General features: G+C 66.8%; 17 protein-coding genes and 1 pseudogene. 4 read left to right on the top strand and 14 right to left on the bottom strand.

Going from position 1 to position 20,098, the window contains the following annotated elements:
• Positions 1-2: 2 nt before the first annotated feature.
• The 3 genes from AC1DZT_RS17035 to AC1DZT_RS17045 form a co-directional block, all read right to left on the bottom strand.
• Positions 3-1,640: a peptidoglycan -binding protein gene (locus AC1DZT_RS17035; RefSeq protein WP_478007837.1), complete on the bottom strand. Its 1,638-nt coding sequence runs from the start codon at positions 1,638-1,640 to the stop codon at positions 3-5.
• A 3-nt stretch (positions 1,641-1,643) separates the two neighbouring features.
• Complete coding sequence (locus AC1DZT_RS17040; RefSeq protein WP_478007838.1) at positions 1,644-2,822, bottom strand: biopolymer transporter ExbB; 1,179 nt, start codon at positions 2,820-2,822, stop codon at positions 1,644-1,646.
• Between the two features lie 73 nt (positions 2,823-2,895).
• Positions 2,896-3,432, bottom strand: a complete 537-nt coding sequence (locus AC1DZT_RS17045) for a gamma-glutamylcyclotransferase (protein WP_478007839.1) — start codon at positions 3,430-3,432, stop codon at positions 2,896-2,898.
• 68 nt (positions 3,433-3,500) lie between these two features.
• Here AC1DZT_RS17045 and AC1DZT_RS17050 point away from each other — a divergent pair, with 68 nt between their 5' ends.
• Positions 3,501-4,487 carry a DUF2125 domain-containing protein gene (locus AC1DZT_RS17050; protein ID WP_478007840.1) on the top strand — a complete coding sequence of 329 codons (987 nt, stop codon included), beginning with the start codon at positions 3,501-3,503 and terminating at the stop codon, positions 4,485-4,487.
• A gap of 140 nt (positions 4,488-4,627) precedes the next feature.
• Here AC1DZT_RS17050 and AC1DZT_RS17055 read toward each other — a convergent pair whose 3' ends face one another.
• The 10 genes from AC1DZT_RS17055 to AC1DZT_RS17100 form a co-directional block, all read right to left on the bottom strand.
• On the bottom strand, positions 4,628-5,383 hold the full coding sequence (locus AC1DZT_RS17055; RefSeq protein ID WP_478007841.1) for an extensin-like domain-containing protein: 756 nt from the start codon (positions 5,381-5,383) through the stop codon (positions 4,628-4,630).
• Between the two features lies 1 nt (position 5,384).
• Positions 5,385-6,314, bottom strand: coding sequence for a prephenate/arogenate dehydrogenase family protein (locus tag AC1DZT_RS17060; protein WP_478007842.1), 930 nt, complete (start codon positions 6,312-6,314; stop codon positions 5,385-5,387).
• The gene (hisC, locus tag AC1DZT_RS17065; RefSeq protein ID WP_478007843.1) at positions 6,311-7,396 is read right to left on the bottom strand and encodes a histidinol-phosphate transaminase; all 1,086 of its coding nucleotides are present in this window, start codon (positions 7,394-7,396) and stop codon (positions 6,311-6,313) included. Before hisC ends, AC1DZT_RS17060 begins: the two co-directional genes overlap by 4 nt.
• Positions 7,397-7,505: 109 nt before the next feature.
• Entirely contained in the window at positions 7,506-8,063 is a 558-nt protein-coding gene (locus AC1DZT_RS17070) for a TIGR00645 family protein (protein WP_478007844.1), read from the bottom strand.
• Between the two features lie 220 nt (positions 8,064-8,283).
• Positions 8,284-8,904, bottom strand: coding sequence for a 30S ribosomal protein S4 (gene rpsD, locus AC1DZT_RS17075; protein WP_478007845.1), 621 nt, complete (start codon positions 8,902-8,904; stop codon positions 8,284-8,286).
• Between the two features lie 185 nt (positions 8,905-9,089).
• A complete protein-coding gene (locus AC1DZT_RS17080; RefSeq protein ID WP_478007846.1) occupies positions 9,090-10,148 on the bottom strand; it encodes a Hint domain-containing protein in 1,059 nt (352 codons plus the stop codon).
• Between the two features lie 154 nt (positions 10,149-10,302).
• Entirely contained in the window at positions 10,303-11,595 is a 1,293-nt protein-coding gene (locus AC1DZT_RS17085) for an Hsp70 family protein (protein ID WP_478007847.1), read from the bottom strand.
• Positions 11,596-11,726: 131 nt separating this feature from the next.
• Entirely contained in the window at positions 11,727-12,572 is an 846-nt protein-coding gene (locus tag AC1DZT_RS17090; protein WP_478007848.1) for an SDR family NAD(P)-dependent oxidoreductase, read from the bottom strand.
• 5 nt (positions 12,573-12,577) lie between these two features.
• Positions 12,578-13,558 (bottom strand): aldo/keto reductase, encoded by a 981-nt coding sequence (locus tag AC1DZT_RS17095; RefSeq protein ID WP_478007849.1) that lies wholly within the window; start codon positions 13,556-13,558, stop codon positions 12,578-12,580.
• Positions 13,559-13,627: 69 nt separating this feature from the next.
• The gene (locus tag AC1DZT_RS17100) at positions 13,628-15,250 is read right to left on the bottom strand and encodes an MFS transporter (protein ID WP_478007850.1); all 1,623 of its coding nucleotides are present in this window, start codon (positions 15,248-15,250) and stop codon (positions 13,628-13,630) included.
• A gap of 323 nt (positions 15,251-15,573) precedes the next feature.
• Here AC1DZT_RS17100 and AC1DZT_RS17105 point away from each other — a divergent pair, with 323 nt between their 5' ends.
• The 3 genes from AC1DZT_RS17105 to AC1DZT_RS17115 all read left to right on the top strand — a co-directional run bounded on the left by AC1DZT_RS17105 (position 15,574) and on the right by AC1DZT_RS17115 (position 19,741).
• Positions 15,574-16,896 carry a c-type cytochrome gene (locus AC1DZT_RS17105; RefSeq protein WP_478007851.1) on the top strand — a complete coding sequence of 441 codons (1,323 nt, stop codon included), beginning with the start codon at positions 15,574-15,576 and terminating at the stop codon, positions 16,894-16,896.
• Between the two features lie 66 nt (positions 16,897-16,962).
• A complete protein-coding gene (locus AC1DZT_RS17110; RefSeq protein ID WP_478007852.1) occupies positions 16,963-17,436 on the top strand; it encodes a (2Fe-2S)-binding protein in 474 nt (157 codons plus the stop codon).
• Complete coding sequence (locus AC1DZT_RS17115) at positions 17,429-19,741, top strand: xanthine dehydrogenase family protein molybdopterin-binding subunit (RefSeq protein WP_478007853.1); 2,313 nt, start codon at positions 17,429-17,431, stop codon at positions 19,739-19,741. Before AC1DZT_RS17110 ends, AC1DZT_RS17115 begins: the two co-directional genes overlap by 8 nt.
• 203 nt (positions 19,742-19,944) lie before the next feature.
• Here AC1DZT_RS17115 and mraY read toward each other — a convergent pair.
• Positions 19,945-20,091: pseudogene (gene mraY, locus AC1DZT_RS17120) on the bottom strand (phospho-N-acetylmuramoyl-pentapeptide-transferase); the annotation flags it as partial.
• Positions 20,092-20,098: the final 7 nt, after the last annotated feature.

A 20,098-nucleotide genomic window follows, 5' to 3' on the forward strand; every position in this document is an offset into this window, starting at 1 on the left:
ACCTAGCGCTCGGTCAGCTTCAACTCGATCCGCCGGTTCTGCGCCCGCGCCTCCGGCGTCTCGCCCGAGGCCACCGGCTGGTATTGGCCAAAGCCCGCCGCCGCCAGCCTCTCGGGCGGAAAGCCCAGCACATCGGTCATGTAGCGCACCACCGACAGGGCACGGGCCTGGCTCAGCTCCCAATTGTCCTTGAACAGCCCGGTGCCCGACAGGGGCACGTCATCGGTATGGCCATCGACCCTGATGATCCAGCTGATCCCCGGCGGGATCTGCGGCACGACCTGTTTCAGCGTCGCCACGACCGAGGCGATCTGCGCCTGGCCCTCGGGCGCCAGATCGGCGGCGCCGGGCTGGAACAGCACTTCGGAGGAGAAGACGAAGCGATCCCCCACCACCCGCACGCCGGGTTGGCCAGCCAGAAGCTTTGACAATTCACCAAAGAATTCAGAGCGATACTTCGACAGGTCCTGGTTTTCCGCCTTCAGCCTTTCGGCCTCGGCGGCCTCGAGCTCCGCCCTTTGCTTCTGTTCGGCGGCGACCTGCGCCAGGGCGGCGTTCAGTTGGCTGCCAAGCGCCTGGATCTGCACGTTGTTCTCGCTGTCCTTGGCAGCCGAGGCATCCAGCAAGCCCTGCAGCTGCGCCAGTTGCGCCCGCAAGGCCACCATCTGCTGGTTCAAGAGCGTCACGTTGCGCGCCTGTTCAGCCAGCTGCTGGTCCTTCTGCGACAGGATCTTCTGCGCCTCGGCCAGGGCGGCGTCCTTCTGGCTTTGGCCATTGGCATCGGCGGCCTTGGCGGCTTCGGCGGCGGCCAGAAGGGTCAGCGTATCCTCGGCCTTCTTGCGCTGCGCCTCGAGGTTGAGGGTCATCGCGGTCAGTTCGGCGTCCGAATTTTTCAGCTTCTCGCGCAGCGCATCGGCGGCGGCGGCATCGGCCAGACGCTTCTTTTCGGCATCGCTGAGCTGGCTTTGCAGCGTGGTCGCCTGACCCTGCAGGGCGGCGAGGTTGCTGTCCTTGTCCGAGGCCTGGCGCTTCAGATCGGCGATCAGCGCCTCCAGCGCGTCGCGGCGGGCGGCGGCGAGGCGGGCGGTTTCGGCATCGGCGCTGATCTCGTCGCGGGCCTTGGCGAGTGCCAGGTTCATCGCCTCCTTCTCGGTGATGAGCTTGGACTCGGCCGCCTGCAGATCGGCGACAGAGGCGGTCAGCGTGCCGATCTGCCCCTTCTGCGCCGCACTTTCCGCCAGAAGCCCGGCCACCTGCTGTTCGAAGCTCGCGATCTTGCCCTGGGCCGCGGAAAGCTCGCCCTCCTTGGCGGTCAGCTCGGTGGTCAGGTTCGCCACCAGCGCCGATTGCTTCTGCCCTTCTGCCACCGCCGTATCAAGACTGGCGCGCAAGGTGCCGACCTGGTTGGACAAATCGGTCGAGCGGGCCTTTTCCAGCCCCAGGGCATTGGCCAGCTGCGCCACCTGGTCGTTCAGCTGGGTCAGCTCGCTGCTCTGGGTGTTGATCGTGTCGCGCAGCACCGATTGCGCCACCGTCAGGATGGTCAGCACGAACATCAGCACCATCAGCAGCGTGGTGACCGCATCGACGAAGCCCGCCCAGATATTCGGCCCCTCGCGGCGGCGGCGGCTCAGACCCATGGTCTAGCCCCGCCCGACCGTACCGCGCGACAGGGCGCGGATCGCCGTGGTCAGCGCGGTCAGATCGCTGCGCAGGTCGGCGATGCTCTCTTGCCGCCCGGCCGAGATTTCCTCGAGGATGCGCAACAGCTGCACGTCGATCGAGCGCAGCCGCATCCGACTTTCGGCATCGGTATAGCCCTGCGCGGCCCCCTCGGTCGGGGTCAGGGCGGCGAGGATCTTCTCCTGCCCCGCCGCGATCCGGTTCAGCGCCGCGACCTGCCCGCTTTCCGCCTCCATCCCCTTGGCGAGGCGGCGGATCGATTGCGCCAGTTCGCCAATCCGGTCCTCGCCCTGCAGGCGGCTTTGCTCGGCCTGGGCATAGATCGTCTGCATCACCTCGATCTGGCCGGCCATATGGTCGAGGATCTGGACCATGACGCCCTGATCCGCCCCGCCCTCGCCATCACCCCCGGCATAGCCCAGCCGCGTGATCGAAGAGACCCATTCCTCCAGCTCGCGGTAAAAGCGGTTCTGGCCGTGGCTGGCGAAAAGCTCCAGCAGCCCCACGACCAGCGAGCCCGCAAGCCCCATGAGCGAGGAGGAGAAGGCGGTGCTCATCCCGCCCAGCTGCTGCTGCAGACCCGCCATCAGCTTGGTGAAGATCTCCACCCCGGTCTCGCCCGCCTGCGGGGCGAGGGATTTCAGCGTGCTGACGATGGCCGGGATCGTGGTGGCAAGGCCGTAGAAGGTGCCCAGAAGGCCAAGGAAGATCAGAAGGTTGGTCAGATAGCGCGTGATGTCACGCGCCTCGTCGATCCTTGTTGCGACCGATTCCAAGATCGAATGCGCGTTGGAGGAGGTGATCTGCCGCTTGCTCTCGCGCGAGCGCAGAAGGGCCGCCAGCGGCGCCAGAAGCCGGGGCGGATGGGCGTCCTCGGTGCCGGGCACTTCATTGGCGAAATTCTCGATCCAGCGCACCGACTGGATCAGGATCAGCACCTGCCAGAAGCAGGTCAGGATGCCCAGGGTGAAGACCCCGATGATGAAGGCGTTCAGCCAGGGATTGGTGTGCAGGATCTGCAGCACTTCATCGCGGATCAGCCAGCCGCCCGCCCCCACCAGGGCCAGCGCCACCAGCATGGCCAGGACCTGGCGGACCGGTTGCGTGAAAGAGATGGCTGCGGAATCTTGCTGTGTCATGCCTGAATTTGGCCCGGTTTGCCTGCTTTGCAACAACATAGCAGGCCCACCCCGCCTGCCAAGCGAAAGCGGCTCAGGCGTCGATTTCCCTGACCATTGTGGCCAGTTGGTCCAGATCGGCATCGGCAATGCCCAGTTCGGCCAGATGCGCTGCCGTGGCAAACAGATAGTCGCGGTTCGCCCCGCGCTTGCCATGGGCCAAGGCGATGGTGCGGGCCTGCTCGGCCAGGGTCAGCCCGCCGCAATATTGCACATGGTCGGGGTCGATGACATAGGTCAGCGCCCTGATCCTGGCCTGGTCCTGGGTGGTCAGGTCCAGCCAGACCTCCAGATAGGCCGAAGAGATCAGCTCACGCTCGCGCAGGGCGGCCAGGGTCGCCGCCTCGGCCCCCGGGTTCACGCGGAAGGCCACACCGTCGCAGAAGGAACCGGGCTTTTGGTCCAGCGCCAGGACCAGGCCCATCCGCTCGGGCGTGCCGCGGTGGTGGATCGAGCGCATGCAGAAGCTGCGGTGCCAGCCTTCGGCGCGCGCCACGACCCGTTCGGCCACCGGAAAGCCGGGGTCCCAGATCAGCGAACCATAGCCAAAGACCCACAGTGTTTCCGTCATCAACTGGCCCTTTCACAGTCGCCCTTGTAAACACCAGCCCAGCGCCAAGGAAAAGGGGCCGGAACAACATGCGGGCGATACGGTATCTTTTGTGGCTGGTGCTGGTGCTGGGCCTTCTCTGGGGCGGCTACTGGTTCGTAGGCTCCCGCGCGGTGGCACAGGGCGCGCGCGACTGGTTTGCCGCGCAGAAGGCGCGGGGTCTGGTGGCCGAAAACAGCGGCATCTCGGTGGCGGGCTTCGCCGATCGCTTCGATCTGACGGTGTCCGACGTGCATCTGGCCGACCCGGCCAGCGGCTGGGGCTGGCAGGCGCCCTTTGCCCAGGTGCTGTCGATGACCTGGAAGCCCTGGCACCTGATCGCCGCTCTGCCGCATGATCAGGAGATCACCGTGCCCGGCGGCCAGAAGGTCGCCCTCGGCTCCAGCCGCCTGATGGCAAGCCTGCTCGTCTCGCCCACGCCCGCCCTGCCCCTCAACCGCGCCGTGATCGAGGGCGAGGGGCTGAAGCTCGCCTCGGATGCCGGCTGGACCCTGACGGTGGACAAGACCGTTCTGGCTGCCGAACACCTCGACAGTCCGGCCAACAGCGTCCGTCTCGGCGCCGATCTGACCCGCGTCACCCTGCCCGCCAGCCTCGCCGTGCCCGCCGAACTCGGCCCGGTGCTGGCCAGCCTGCATCTGGACGCCGCGGTGACCCTGAACCAGCCGATCGACCGCAATCTCGACCGGCCCGAGGTTCAGGATGTCACGCTGACCCTGGCCCAGGCGGTCTGGGGCCCGCTGCAGCTCTCGGCTTCCGGCCATGTGGCGCCGGATGCCGATGGCCTGGCCGAGGGCAAGATCGACCTCGACCTCAAGGGCTGGCAGAGCCTGCCCGACCTGGCCGTGGCGCTGGGTTTGGTGCCGGCCGAGAACAAGGTGACGCTGCAGCGCGTCTTGGAATTCCTGGCGAAAACCGGCCCCGACCCCGAGGTGCTGCATCTGCCGGTGACCTTCAAATCCGGCGCCATGGCGCTCGGCCCGGTGCAGATCGGCCCCGCCCCCCGCCTGAACTGACCCAGCGCTTCATCCAGAAAGAAATATCCTCGGGGAGGTCCGGACGGGGCGGAAAGCCCCTCCGGCTGGGGGGCTCGGGGGGACTGGTCCCCCCGACACCCCCGCCGGCTGCAAGCCCCACACCCCACCGCCCTCCACCTTCAGTGGCAGTAGTCGCGCCCCCCGTGATGGGACACGTCGAAATGGATATGGTTCTCGTGATAGCCATCCGACCCGGGCCCGAGGATGGTGTGGAAGGTGCCACAACCGGCCTTCTGCGCCGCGCGGATCTGGGCGTTGTAATCCCGTGCCACGGTATAGGTCCGCCCGGACTTGGTCACGAAGCTTTCGATATCGATCGCCTGCCCCAACCCGTGGACCGAGGTCTGCGCGCCGCGCACATTGTTGCGCGAGCGGCAGGAATAGCTGTCGGCCACGTTCAGCGCCACGATCTGGTTCTTGAAGGCCGGTTGCAGCCCCTTTGTCACCCAGGATGACAGGGCCTGCGCCTCTTCGCAGTTGATCGTGGCCGGCGGGCTCAGCCTCACCCCTGCCACCTGCGTCACCAGCACCGGATCGGGCACGTTGCAGCCCTTGACCTTCGAATTGATCGGCGCCAGCGCCGTGCCCTTGATGTCGGCCCGCTGGCAGAGGGCGCCTTTCAGCACCGGGGCGGCCGGGGCTTTCCCGGCGGGGGGCAGCACCACTGGCGTCACTTGCGGCAGGGGGGCGGGATCGGGCTGGGCCACCTCCGGGCGCGGTGGCGGGCGGATCATCGGTAGGACCGCCGCCGTCGCCGCAACCGGCCCCGACAGCTCCGGCGGGCGCGGCATCGGGTGCAGTCCGGTGCCAGCCCCCTGGGCAAAGACCAGACCCGCGCTTGCCAACCAGAACAGCAGGGCGGCGGCGCGGTCCATCTCAGGACCCGGCCCTGGCCACCGGCGCGCGGCCGAAATCGGGGGCGGAGGTGTCCTGTCCGGCCTCGATGATGCCACGGCGGATCGCGCGGGTGCGGGTGAAATAGTCGAAGAGGTGGTCGCCGTCGCCCATCCGGATCGCGCGCTGCAGCACGAAAAGCTCTTCGGCAAAGCGGCCGAGGATGTCCAGCACCGCGTCCTTGTTGGTCAGGAAGACATCGCGCCACATGGTCGGGTCCGAGGCCGCGATCCGGGTGAAATCGCGAAAGCCGGTGGCGGAATACTGGATCACTTCCGAATTCGACACCTGCGCCAGGTGATCGGCCACGCCGACCATCGTATAGGCAATCAGGTGCGGCGTGTGGCTGACGACGGCCAGCACCAGGTCATGGTGCGGCGCATCCATCGTGTCGACCTTGGCGCCCATTCCCTCGAGAAAGGCGCGCAAGCGGGCCAGCGCCGCCGCATCGCCGCCCTCGAGCGGGGTCAAAAGCCACCAGCGGTTCTGGAACAGCGTCGCAAAGCCCGAGCGCGGCCCGGAATATTCGGTCCCTGCCATCGGGTGACCGGGGATGAAATGCACGCCCTCGGGGATATGGGGCTGCACCGCCGCGATCACCGCCTGTTTGACCGAGCCGACATCGGTCACCGTGGCGCCGGGGGCGAGATGCGGGGCGATCTGGATCGCCAAAGCCTCCATCGCGCCGACCGGCACCGCCAGCACGACCAGGTCGGCGCCCGCCACCGCCTCGGCCGCCGTGGCATAGACCCGGTCGCAAAGGCCGATTTCCAGCGCCGTGGCCCGGGTCGCTTCGGATTTGGCATGGCCCACGATCTCGGCCGCAAGGCCGCCGGCCCGCATCGCATGGGCCATCGAAGAGGCGATCAGCCCGAGGCCGATCAAAGCAACCCGCTGATAGATCACCGTCATTTCATTCCCTTGAACTGGGCGATGGCATGGGCCACGCGGCGGCAGCTCGATTCGTCGCCGATCGTGATGCGCAGGCAATGCGGCAGCTTGTAGCTCGACACCCGGCGCACGATCAGGCCCTGGCCTTGCAGGAACAGATCGCAGGCCTCGGCCTCCTCGGGGCTGGCAAAGCGGGCGAGGATAAAATTCGCCATCGACGTGTCCGAGGGCACGCCAAGCTCGGCCAGGGCCAGCGCCAGCCAGTGCCGCATCCGGGCGTTTTCGCTTCGGCATTTCGCCACATAATCCTGATCGCGCACCGCGGCTTCGGCCACGTCCAGCTGGGTGTTGGACAGGTTGAACGGCCCGCGGATCCGGTTCAGCACATCGATGATCGCCTTGGGTCCATAGCCCCAGCCGACGCGCAGGCCACCCAGACCATAGATTTTCGAGAAGGTCCGCGTCATCACCACATTCTCGCGCCGGTTCACCAGACCTGCGCCGCCGTCATAGCCTTCGACGAACTCGGCATAGGCGCCGTCCAGCACCAGGATGGCCTGCGCCGGCAGGCCTGCGGCCAGACGCTCGACCTCGGCGGCGGAGATCATCGTGCCGGTCGGGTTGTTGGGATTGGCGATGAAGACCAGCCTGGTGCGACGGTTGCAGGCGCGCAGGATCGCATCGACATCGGTCATCCGCTCGCGTTCCGGCACTTCGACCGGGGTCGCCCCCGCCGCCATGGCCGAGATGCGGTACATGAGGAACCCGTGTTCGGTATAGACCACCTCATCCTTCGGGCCGGCATAGGCCTGGCAAAGGAAATGGATGATCTCGTCCGAGCCCACCCCGCAGATCACCCGGCTTGCATCCAGCCCATGCGCATCGGCAATCGCATGGCGCAGCGACAGATGGTCGGTCGAGGGATAGCGGTGGATCTGGTGCACCGAACGCTGGAACGCATCCTTGGCGCGGTCCGAGGGGCCGAAAGGGTTCTCGTTCGACGACAGCTTGACCACATTGGTGACCCCCGCGACCGAGGCCTTGCCACCTTCGTAAAGGGCAATGTCCATAATCCCGGGCTGCGGCTGGATAGCGTCGTTCATGAAAAACCTCGGTACATTCGCCGGGGGTTGTAGCCGCCGGACGATGTGAAGGCCAGTCAGAAAACGGACCCGCCGCGCGGCCCGTTCAAGGCCGCGCGGCGGGGGAGCCTCAGTGGCTGGGCGAGCGGGCCGAGAACCAGTCCATCAGCGCCAGAAGCACGCCCGAGACGACGAAGGCCAGATGCACGATGACCATGTAGCGCAAGGTATCCAGGCTGATCGGATGTTCGGTCTCGTGGCCAAGCTCCATGAAGACCTTCAGCAGATGGATCCCCGAAATCGCGACGATCGAGGCGATCAGCTTCATCTTCAGCCCCGAGAAATCCACCTTGCCCATCCAGGACGGCCGGTCCTTGGCATCCTCCAGATCCAGCTTCGAGACGAAATTCTCGTAGCCGGAGAAGATCACGATCAACATCAGGTTGGCGGCCAGCGACATGTCGATCAGCGACAGGATCGACAGGATCCCCTCATCGGCCGACATCTCGAAGACATGGGGCACGATCTCCCAGGTTTCGCGGACGAAGATGACGGTCAGCATGGCGAGCGAGATCACAAGGCACAGATACATCGGCGCCATCAGCCAGCGCGAGGCGAAGAGCATCTGTTCGAAGCGTCCCTCGACCGATCTGATGCGCTTGTCGCGCTCCTGGGGGGAATGGGGCATGGTGGAATCCTCGGCTGCAATTTTGCGCGCACCCTGCCAGAAAGGAAAACTTCCCGCCAGACGGCTTTGCCCGTGGTCGGGGCGGATTGCACGGCTTTGCCAAAAGCCGCGTCAGGGGCGGAAGGCGGCGCAGGCCCCTGCCCTGAAAACAGACGGCGGGGCTCCAGCAAAAGAAAAGGGCCCGCCGCAGCGAGCCCTTCCCAAACACAAGATCCGAAGATCAGTTCTTGGCGTAGTATTCGACGACCAGGTTCGGTTCCATCTTGACCGGATAGGGCACATCGCCCAGGCCCGGGGTGCGGACGAACTTGATCACCAGCTTCTGCTGGTCGATCTCGATGTAGTCGGGCACGTCACGCTCGGTCAGGGCCAGAGCTTCGGTGATGACGGCGAGTTGCTTGGACTTCTGCGCCACTTCGATCACGTCGCCTTCGTTCACCCGGTAGGACGCGATGTTGACGCGCTTGCCGTTGACGGTGACGTGGCCGTGGTTGACGAACTGGCGGGCCGCAAACACGGTCGGCACCAGCTTGGCACGGTAGACCACCGCGTCCAGACGACGTTCCAGCAGACCGATCAGGGCCTCGCCGGTGTCGCCGCGCTGACGTTCGGCGTCCGAGTAGATCTTGCGGAACTGCTTTTCGGTCAGGTCGCCGTAGTAGCCCTTCAGCTTCTGCTTGGCGCGCAGCTGGGTGCCGAAATCCGAGAGTTTGTTCTTGCGGCGCTGGCCGTGCTGGCCGGGGCCGTATTCGCGCTTGTTCACCGGGGACTTCGGGCGGCCCCAGATGTTTTCGCCCATGCGGCGGTCGATCTTGTACTTGGCAGACGTGCGTTTGGTCACGGCTGATCTCCTTCTTTGAACGTGAAGGGCGTTGTCCTTTGACCTGGCCCCTTGCAGGGCTTCGGTCCGACAGGATTCTTCTTGCGAAGGCCACCAACACCAATGAAAAGCCCCGGACTCTCATCCGGGACTGCGGCGGCTTATAGAGGAGGCTCCGGCGGAGTCAACCGCCTGTCGCCTGCCTGTCACATCTTCATGTCATGGCGCAGGATCGCGGCCTCGGGTCCTGAGAGGATGCGGCGGGCGGGATCGCCGTAAAGCGCCGGATTGTCGCGAAGCTGCGGGAATTGGCCCAGAAGCCCTTCGCGCTGCAAGGGGTCGAGCGAATCCAGCGCCGCATGGGCCGGATGAAAGCTTTCGGTCGGCAGGCCATTGGCCCAGATCACGTTGTGCCGGCCCAGAAGGACATGGATATAGGTCACCTCGCGCAGCATCCGGTCGACGGTGATGGTCCGGTCATTGACCAGATCCTCGGCTGCCACCAGAACCTCCTCGACGTTGAACAGGGCCTGCGCCGCGGGACCCGACAGCAGCATCCGGTGCTGCGGGCTGACCCAGAGGTCGGGGTCCGGTCTTGCGGAGCCGAGCGCGCCGGCGCGAAAGCGGATCGGGCGCAGTTGCGGCAGGGCATGAAGCCGCGCGCCGGACATCCGGCGCTGGCCGAGCCACAGCACCGCCTGCGGGCCATTGTCTCGGGTCAGAACCCGGTCGCCCTGTTGCAGATCCTCGATCCGGCGCGGGCCTTCCGGCGTGGCGATCCGCGTGCCGGGGGTAAAGCAGATGACACCGCCCGCCTCCGGCGCGACCGCGCGCCTGCCTGCCGAGACTTCGACCACCCAAAGATCCTGATCGGCGGGCGGCATCCGGCCCGAGGCCATCAGCAAGGGCTGGCCCGGGCCGGGGGGATGGAGCAGCTCCAGCCAGAAGCTTTCGCGCCCATCGGTCAGCAGAAAGCCCTGATCGGCCCGACAGGCGCTGTCCGAAAGGTCGGTTTGGGGGGGTGTGTCGCCGCCCGCCAGCCCAAGCCGCCGGCGCACCGCCTGCGCCGCGCGCTGGCGCATCTCGGCCACGCCCGCAGCACCATCCAGAAGCAGCACATCCTGCGGCCCATCGACGCGCAGCGCCGTCCCGGTCCAGCGCCAGACCGCGCCAACCATGAGCTCCGCCAGCGGCGCAGCCCTCTGGCCATCCGTTTCCGTCTGCGCCCATGAGATGACGAACGTGCCCGATGAGCCCGTTTTCATGCCTGACTGCCTGCCCGGTCCTGTTTTTGGTCTTCTTGACTGTCAGCGATACAGAAACAATCGCGACTTGCCTATGACATTACCGCAACAAACCCGGAATTTGCAGGCCAAGGCAGGGGTTAGGGCCGAAAGCTCATGTAACGGCCCGCGGACCTCAGCTGGCGCTTTCCGCCATCAGGGCTTCCGTCCCGCGCAGAAAGCCCGGCGCGGTGGCCAGCGCCAGACCATCAACCACCGCGGTGAAGGGTTCGGAGTTCTGCAGGCTGGCATTGGGGCAGACCGTCCGGGCCACATCCGACACCATGCCCATCAGGCTGGAACCGCCGACGAGGATCACGGTGCCCACCGACTCGGGCGCGACGCCGGCCATGGCGCAGGTCTCGGTCGCGGCATCGACGAGGTTCTGCCGGTAGCGTTGCAGCGCCTCGTCCAGCGACTCGCGGCTGATCGGCACCGCGAGATCAGGCTCGATCCGGTCCATCCGGATCCGCGCCCCTTCGCGCCCGGCATTGGCGTTGATCTTGCCACGCTCGACCGCGAAGGCGAGCTCGTGGCCCAGCTCTTCCTTCAGCACGGTGGCCAGCCGCCGCATCAGGCGCGGCTTGACGGCCAGCTTGACCATCTCGGCCACCTGGCCGCGGGTTTCGGGGGTGTAGAGGAAGGGGATCTTGGCCCAGGTCGACAGGTCGGCATAGATGTGGTTGGGCACCGGCAGCAGGCCCTCGCCCATCTCGCGCCGCAGGGAGCAGCCATAGCCAAGTCGCGGCATCGCATGGGCGATCGAGATGGCATGGTCGAAATCGGTCCCGCCCAGCCGGATGCCGTGGCTGGCGAGAACCCGGACCCGGGCCGCCTCGCCTTCGCCCTCGGTGCGGAAGACCGAGAAGTCCGAGGTGCCGCCGCCGATGTCGACGATCAGGCCCAGGGCGCCGGGTTGGCCCAAGCCATGGGTAGCCAGGGCCGCCGCCTCGGGTTCATACATGAAGTCGACCTCGGCAAAGCCTGCCGCCAGGTAGCAGCCGCGCAGATCCGCCTCGGCCTTGGCGTCGCGCTCGGGGTCGGAGGTGTGGAAATGCACCGGACGGCCCGAGAGGGCGCGGCTGAATTTCTGCCCCGCCGCCGCCTCGGCCCGCGTCTTCACCTCGGCGAGGAAGGCGGTGACGATATCGGCCAGGGTGCGGCGCTTGCCGCCGATCAGCCGCGATTCGTGGAAAAGGCTGGTGCCGAGAACGCTCTTGAGCGCGCGCATGTAGCGCCCGTCCTCGCCGCCGATCAGCGCCATCGCCGCCGCCACCCCCAGCCGCATCGCCCCCTTGTCGGCCGGAAAGAACACCGCCGTCGGCACGGTTTCGGCATTGGTCTCGATCGCAAGGCGTCGGATCTTGCCATCCTCCAGAATTGCCGCCGCCGAGTTGGAGGTGCCGAAGTCGATGGCCAGGGTAGACATGGGAAGACCCTCAGTGATGCAAAGTCACGGGTGCTAGCCCTTTTGCCCGCGCCCGGCAAGCCCCTCCCCTCGCAACCCTGCCTTGCAGGATGCTGCGATCCGGTATCGTTGCAAAGCGCCCGCCGCGGCCTTCAAAGCTTCAGCGCGGCGGCGAAAGCCTCGGCCCAATCCGGGTGCCAGCGCGACAGCGCGGGGCGGTTCTCGATCAGGTCGCCCGCCGCCCAGGCGATGCGCTTTTCGTCCAGGCTGCGCGGCGTGTCGTTGTCGGGGCAGAGGATGTAGAAATCCCCGGCCTGCAGCCGTTCCAGCATGAAGGCCACCGCCTGCTGCGGCGTCCAGGCGCCGGCAGGCTTGGACGCGCCCTGTGCTGCGGTCATCGCGGTATGGACCCAGCCCGGAATCATCAGATGGGCCGAGACCGTGGCGCCGGGCAGGTTGCGCAACTCATGGGCCAGCGCCTCGGTATAGGCCTTCACCCCGGCTTTGGAGACGTTGTAGGCCGGGTTGCCCGGCGGCGTGGTGATGCCCTGTTTGGAGCCGGTGTTGATGATCACCGCCGGCTCGCCATGGTCGATCATCCGGGGCGCGAAGGCCATGGTGCCGTGGATGACACCCCACATGTTCACCCCCAGCGTCCTTGTCCAGGCCTTGGCGCCCGAAAGGGTGGAGGTCGGCTGCGCGGTCCCGGCGTTGTTCATCAGCACCGTGACGGGCGGCAGCTCTGCCGTGGCGGCGGCGATCAACTCCAGCGCCGAAAGGTCCGAGACATCGGCCCCCTGCGCCCAGACCGTGGCGCCCGCATCGGCAAGCCGGGCCGCCGCCGCCTCCAGCGCCGGGCCCGGCAGGTCGATCATCAAAACTCCCATGCCGCGCGCCGCCAAAGCCTCGGCCGCCGCCAGCCCGATGCCCGAGGCGGCCCCGGTGATCACCGCCGTGCGGCCCGCGACGAGGGAAGGATGCGAAGCCAGGTCTGTCATCTCAGTCACTCCTGTCCGAGGGGGATATGGGGGATATAGGGCGCCTCGAGTTCGGCGATCTGGCCCGGGGTCAGGACCAGGTCCAACCCGTCGATCGCCTCGGTCAGCTGGGCGGGCTTGGTCACGCCGACGATCGGCGCGGTGACGCCGGCCTTCTGGCGCACCCAGGCGAGGGCAACCTGCGCCATCGGGCGGCCAAGCTCGATCGCCAGGGCCTCGACCGCGCCAATCACGGCGGCATCGGCGGCCTCGGTCCGGGCAAAGAGGAACTGCATGTATTTGTCCTTGCCCGTCCGCTCGGTCTGCGCGCCGGCCGGGCGGGCGAGCTTGCCACGCGCCATCGGGCTCCAGGGGATCAGGCCGACGCCCTGATCGGCGCAAAGCGGGATCATCTCGCGCTCTTCCTCGCGGTAGAGCAGGCTGATCTGGTTCTGCATCGAGATGAAGGGCGTCCAGCCGTTCGCCCGCGCCACCTCCTGCGCCTTGGCGAATTGCCAGGCCCACATGGTCGAGGCGCCGAGGTAGCGCGCCTTGCCGGATTTCACCACGTCATGCAGCGCCTCCATCGTCTCTTCGATCGGCGTGTCATTGTCCCAGCGGTGGATCTGGTAGAGGTCGACATGATCGGTGCGCAGCCGCTTCAGGCTCGCGTCGATGTTGTGCAGGATCGAGCGCCGCGACAGGCCGCGCATCTGCGGTTCGGCCTGCATCGCGCCATGGACCTTGGTGGCCAGCACCACCTCGTCGCGCCGCGCGAGGTGCCAGAGCACCTCGCCCAGGATCTCTTCGGACCCACCGTCGGAATAGACATTGGCGGTGTCGAAGAAATTGATCCCGGCCTCCACCGCCTGCTGCAACAGCTCGCGCGATTCCTCCTTGGGCAGGGTCCAGGCATGGCCGCCGCGCAAAGGCTCGCCAAAGGACATGCAGCCGAGGCAAAGCTCCGAAACCTTGAGGCCGGACCGGCCCAGACGATTCATCTTCATGGCATTTCTCCGCTTTGTCGCAGGCTAGCGGCAAGAACGGCCCGGCGCCACCGTGATGGCGCCCCGGGGTCAGTCCTGCGAGGGCACCAGCGGCATGTCGTCATGCGGCACCACGGCCTGACGTTCGATCATCCGGTGGACGCGGGGCGGCGCCTCGCCCCGGTGCAGGGTCATCAGGCGTTCGGCCACTTCGGCATCGGCATGGGTGCGCCTTTCGTTGTGGCGGACATATTCGACCCAGGTCGGCACATGATAGGCCTCGGACCAGATGTCGGGATGTTCCAGATCGCGCAGAAGCGACCATTGCTGCGCCCCGTCGCGGATGCGGATGCGGCGGCGTTGGGCCATGACCTCCAGAAAGGCTTTCACATCCTCCTGCGCGATCTCGTAGTCGATCATGATCATGATCGGCCCGCTGCGCTGCGTCATGTCCAGCCGCAAGGGCGGCGCCTTGAAGCGGTTGAGCGGGTCGAGGTTCAGGTTCCCGAAGTCCGGCAAATCCACCCAGAAGCCGAGGACCGCGCCAAAGGCCAGCGCGCCGGCCGCCACCAGCATCGCGCCATCGGCGCCCATGCCCGCCGCCACCGCGCCCCAGACCCAGCTGCCCACCGCCATGCCGCCGAACACCCCGGTCTGGTAGAGCGACAGCGCCCGGCCCACCACCCAGCGCGGGGTCGAAAGCTGGATCGTCACGTTGAACAGCGACAGCGCGATGACCCAGCTGGCCCCGGCGATCAGCAGGCCCACCCCGTCGAGCAGGCTGCTGCGTGAATAGGCCAGGATCACGCAGCCGAGCGCGAAGGCCACGAAGGCCGCCTTGACGATCATCTCGCTGGCAAAGCGCGCCCTGAGGTGCGAATTGAGTGCCGCACCGCCAACGGCCCCCAGCCCGAAACAGCCCAGAAGCACGCCGTAGGTCAGCGCCCCGGCGCCCAGGATGTCGCGCACCACCACGGGCAAGAGGGCGAGGATCACGATGGCGGCAAAGCCGAAGACCGTGCTGCGCAAGATCACCTTCAGAAGGTTGGGCGACATCGCGACATAGCGCAGCCCGGCGGAAAAGGCGCTGCCGAAAGGCTCGCGCGGCAGGCTGCGCTTGGGCAGGTTCGGCCGCCAGACCGCCAGCGCGCCGATGATGGCCACATAGCTCAAGGCATTGACCGCGAAGGCCGCGAAAGCCCCCGCCAGGGCGACGATCACCCCGCCCGCCGCAGGCCCGACGCTGCGCATCAGGTTGAAGCCGACGCTGTTGAGCGAGACCGCCGCCGACAGCTCGTCCCGGCTGACGATATCTCCCATCGAGGCCTGCCAGGACGGGTTGTGCAGCGCCGTGCCGCAGCCGATCAGGAAGGTGAAGGTCAGCAGCGTCCAGGGCGTCAAGAGATCTTCCAGCGCCAAGAGGGTCAGCGCGACCGAGACGACCAGCATGAAGACCTGCGCCACCAGCATCACCTTGCGGCGGTCGAAATTGTCGGCAAAGACCCCGGCCAGCAGCGAAAAGATCATGATCGGCAGCGTGACCGAGGCCTGAACCAGCGCCACCATGCTTTCGGACCCCGACAGCGAGGTCATCATCCAGGCCGCCCCGACCCCCTGCACCAGCCCGCCGAAGTTCGATGCGAGCGCCGCCAGCCAGAGCATCCGGAAGGTCTGGTTGCGAAACAGGCTCATGACCGGAACATGCTGCGGCATTCGTGAGGCTCCTGGTTCGGCGGTCGGGTCCCTCTTGGATACAAGCGCATCCCCCGGGGGACAAGCGCCGCGCGCCGGGTGCCGTCTGGTCATGCAAGCGGCAGGGCCCAGATCTGACGCTACGTCACATATGGAACCGTATCATCCCTGAAACGTTGGGCGGGGGTGAGTTGGCCGGAGGTCCCCAGAGGTGCATTGAACTCCACGCGCGAACCTGAAAGCCTGACATCGGACGCCGCATCCGGACGGCGTGATGAACCTGCCGCAAGCCGCCGTGCCCTGGCGCGGCTTTGCTCGCCCCCCCAGAGGCCTTGAACGACATGATGAAGCGAATTCTCCTTGGTGCTGTTGCCGTGGCGGTGATCGGCATCGGCGGCTTTGGCATCTATGCCTGGCACCCGGCCATCGCCCCGATCACCCCGCCCGCCGCGGACAGTTTTGCCCCGGATCTGGTGGAAAAGGGCCGCGTCCTCGCCGCCGCCGGCTATTGCGCGACCTGCCACACGGAAGCGGGCGGCGCGCCCTATGCCGGCAATTACCCGATGCAGACCAGCTTCGGGACGATCTATTCCACCAACATCACCCCCGATCCCGAAACCGGCATCGGCACCTGGTCCGAGGCCGCCTTTTCCCGCGCGCTGCGCGAGGGGATCGCACAGGACGGCTCGCATCTTCTGCCGGCCCTGCCCTTCGACCATTTCACCAAGCTTTCGGACGAGGATGTCAGCGCGCTTTACGCCTATATGATGGCCGCCGTCGCCCCGGTGAAAGAGGCGCACAAGGCCAATGATCTGCCCTTCCCCTTGAACCTGCGGGTGCTGCAGGCGGGCTGGAAGCTTTTGTTCTTCAAGGATGGCCGCTATGAACCGGTGGCCGCGAAATCGGCGGAATGGAACCGCGGCGCCTACCTGGTGGAGGGCCTGAGCCATTGCGGCGCCTGCCACACGCCGCGCAATGCCGTCGGCGCCGAAATCCACTCCGCCGCCTATGCCGGGGCCGCCGTCGACCAATGGATCGCCCCCGCCCTGACCGCCGCCAACCCCTCGGGCGTGCCCTGGACGGCGTCGGAGTTCCACCAGTACCTCAAGACCGGCAACACCGCCTATCACGGCGTGGCGGCAGGCCCGATGGCGCCGGTGGTCCATGCCGGGCTGAAAGAGCTGCCCGACAGCGATCTTGCCGCGATCGGCACCTATCTTGGCGATATCGTCGGCGCGTCGGATCAGAACCCGGCGACCAATGCCGCCGTCGTGGCCTCGCTTGCCGCCGATGTGCCGCAGGGCGATTACCGCAAGGACGAGGGCGAGCGGCTTTACGCCACGGCCTGCGCGGTCTGCCATTACAACAGCCAGACCTTGCTGGCCGTCCGCCCCGACCTTGCGATCAACTCGGCCATGCTTCTGAACGATCCGACCAACCTCATCCATGTGATGCTGGATGGCGTGACGGCGGATCAGGGGATTCCGGGCGTCGTGATGCCGGGCTTCCGCACCGCCTTGAGCAATTCGCAGCTGGCCGCGATCGCGGCCTATCTGCGCGCAAGCCGGACCACGGCGGCGCCCTGGCCCGATCTGGCCGGCACCATCGGCAAGATCCGCGCCGAGAAGACCGCAGAGACTGCCGCAATGACCCCCGCTTCCAAGTGACAGCATGATGACCGGATCACAGATCGGATCACAGACCGGAATCTGGGCCGGATCAGGAGAGACAGAATGATACATTTCACCATCAACGGAAAACCGGTCGAGGTCGAGGTCGATGAGGACACCCCGCTGCTCTGGGTGATCCGCGACGAGGTCGGCCTCACCGGCACCAAGTTCGGCTGCGGCATCGGCATGTGCGGCGCCTGCACCGTCCATGTCGGCGGACGCGCGACGCGGTCCTGCATCACGCCGGTCTCCTCGGTCATGGGGGCCGAGATCACCACGATCGAGGGGCTGGACGCCAAGGATTCCCATCCCGTGCAGGAGGCCTGGCGCAACCTGCGCGTGCCGCAATGCGGTTACTGCCAGTCGGGCCAGATCATGCAGGCGGCAGCGCTGCTGAAGGATCTGCCCGACCCCAGCGACGAGGATATCGACGCGGTGATGACCGGCAACCTCTGCCGCTGCATGACTTACGTCCGCATCCGCGCCGCGGTGCGGGAGGCTGCGACGGCAATGAAAGGGACTGTGACCAATGGGTAAGCTCATCAATCCGCCGCAGGGCGCATCCCTCGCCACGCTCAGCCGCCGGGGCTTTCTGGTCTCGATGACCCTGGCCGGGGCCTCCTTCGGCTTCCCGCGCCTCGCCCGCGCCGCGATGGACCCCGCCGCCGCCGATGGCGTGCCGCCGGCGGCCATGGGTGCGGTCTATGAACCGGCGATCTGGTACAGCATCGACAGCGCCGGCAAGGTCAATGTCAACATCATCCGGGCCGAGATGGGCCAGCATGTCGGCACCGCCATCGCCCGCATCCTCGCCGACGAGCTGGAGGCGCCCTGGCAGGATGTTCGCATCACCCATGTCGATTCCGATCCGAAATGGGGGCTGATGGTCACCGGCGGCAGCTGGTCGGTCACCCAAAGCTGGCCGATCTACCGCCAGGCCGGCGCTGCGGGCCGCACCGCCCTGATCGAGGCCGCCGCGGCGAAATGGGGGGTCGAGGCCGCTACCTGCACCGCCGCCAACGGGCGCGTCACCTCGGGCAGCAATTCGGCGAGCTATGGCGAGCTGGTCGCCGCCGGCTTGACCCGCAGCTTCACCGAAGACGAGCTGAAGGCCCTGCCGCTGAAGCCCAATGCCGATCTGAAGCTGGTGGGCCAGGATGTGCAGGCGCTGGACATCGAAAACAAGACCAATGGCAAGGCGATCTATGGCATCGACGCCAAGATCCCCGGCATGGTCTATGCCGCCCCGATCCTGCCGCCGACGCGGGTGGGCTCGACCGTCACGGCGGTGGACGACAGCGCCGCCAAGGGCGTGAAGGGCTATCTGCAGAGCCTGACGCTGGACGATCCTTCCGGCACCGTGCCGGGATGGGTCATGGTCATCGCCGAAAGCCATATGGCGGCGCAGCGCGCGGCCGAGAAGGTCAAGGTGACCTGGACCGCCGGCCCCACCGCCGCCGTGACCGAGGCGCAGATCCAGGACCATGCCCGCGCGCTGATCGCCGATCCCTCCAAAGGCGCGATCCTCGACACCGGCAATTCGGACACCGACCCGGTGTTCAAGGCCAATGCCGACCAGATCGCGGCGGAATATACCACCTCGACCGTGCTGCACTTCCAGCTGGAACCGCTGAACGCCACCGTCTTCCGCAACCCCGACGGGGTCTGGGAGATCCATACCGGCAACCAGTGGCAATCGCTGATCCTGCCGGTGCTGCAGGCCGCCCTTGGCGTGGCCGAGGGCAAGGTGGTGATGCGGACCTATATGCTCGGCGGCGGCTTTGGCCGCAGGCTCAACGGGGATTACGCGGTGCCGGTGGCGCTCGCCTCGAAGATGCTCGACGGCAAGCCAGTCAAGATGGTGATGACGCGCCCGAACGACGTGCTGTTCGACAGCCCGCGCTCCGCCTCCGTGCAGCAGCTGAAGATGGCCTTTGACGCGAGGGGCGATGTGGTGGGGATGGAACATCACGCCTCGGCCGGCTGGCCGACCGAGGTCATGGTGCCGTCCTTCATGCCCAAGGGCACCAATGGCCAGCCCTATGACCCCTTCGCCATCGCCGGCGCCGATCATTGGTACGCGGTCGGCGCGCAGAAGGTGCGGGCGGTGTCGAACGATCTGGCCAACCAGACCTTCCGCCCCGGCTGGCTGCGCTCGGTCGGACCCGGCTGGACCAACTGGGCCTTGGAAAGCTTCATGGACGAGGCGGCGCATCAGCTGAAACGCGATCCCGTGGAGTTCAGACTGAGCCTCTTGACCGGCGAGGGCCGCAATGCCGGCGTGGCGCCGACTTCGGTCGGCGGGGCGAAGCGGCAGGCGGCGGTGGTCAAGCGCGCGGCGGAACTGGCGGGCTGGGGCAGCAAGCTGGCCGATGACACCGCGATCGGGATTGCCACCAGCTTTGGCCAGGAACGCGATGTGCCGACCTGGGTCGCCTGTGCGGCACGGGTCAAGGTCGACCGCAAGACCGGCGAAGTCACGGTCGAGAAGCTGACCCTGGTCACCGATGCCGGCACCGTGGTCGACCCCGATGGCGCCCTGGCCCAGACCCAGGGGGCAGCACTCTGGGGTCTGTCGATGGCGCTCTATGAAGGCACCGAATTCGAGGCGGGCAATGTCCGCGACCGCAACCTCGATGTCTACACGCCCCTGCGGATGATCGACACGCCCGAGGTGGAGGTGGAATTCTTGCCCAGCACCGAAGCGCCGGTGGGCTTGGGAGAGCCTGCAACCACCGTGGTGGCCCCGGCCATCGGCAACGCGATCTTCAACGCGGTCGGCGTCCGCCTGCGCCACCTGCCGATGACGCCGCAAGCCATCCTCGACGGTCTGAAGGTCTGAAGCGGCTGAGATGACGAAAGGCGAGGCCCCTGCACCGGGGTCTCGCCTTTTCATTTGGGGTCCGCTCTGCCGCGGCCAAACCAAAGGAGCGCTGGCGCGCAAGTCCTTGTCTCGCCTCTGGCCTGCGGCCAACCGGCTCGGGCTTGCCTCCGGCGGGGATATGTGGGCTGAGTGACGGGAGAGGGGCGCCGGGCGTGCCCTTTTCGCACTTTCAGGGTGGCGAGGCCGCCCATGGCGAGGATCAGGCTGATGATGCAGAAGCGGATCACGATCTGCGGTTCGGCCCTGCCTCGCTTTTCGAAATGGTGGTGGATCTGGGCCATCAGGAAGATGCGCTTCTTGGTGCGCTTTTAGTAT

It is taken from the genome of Rhodobacter sp. P1_C2 (genome assembly GCF_056406375.1).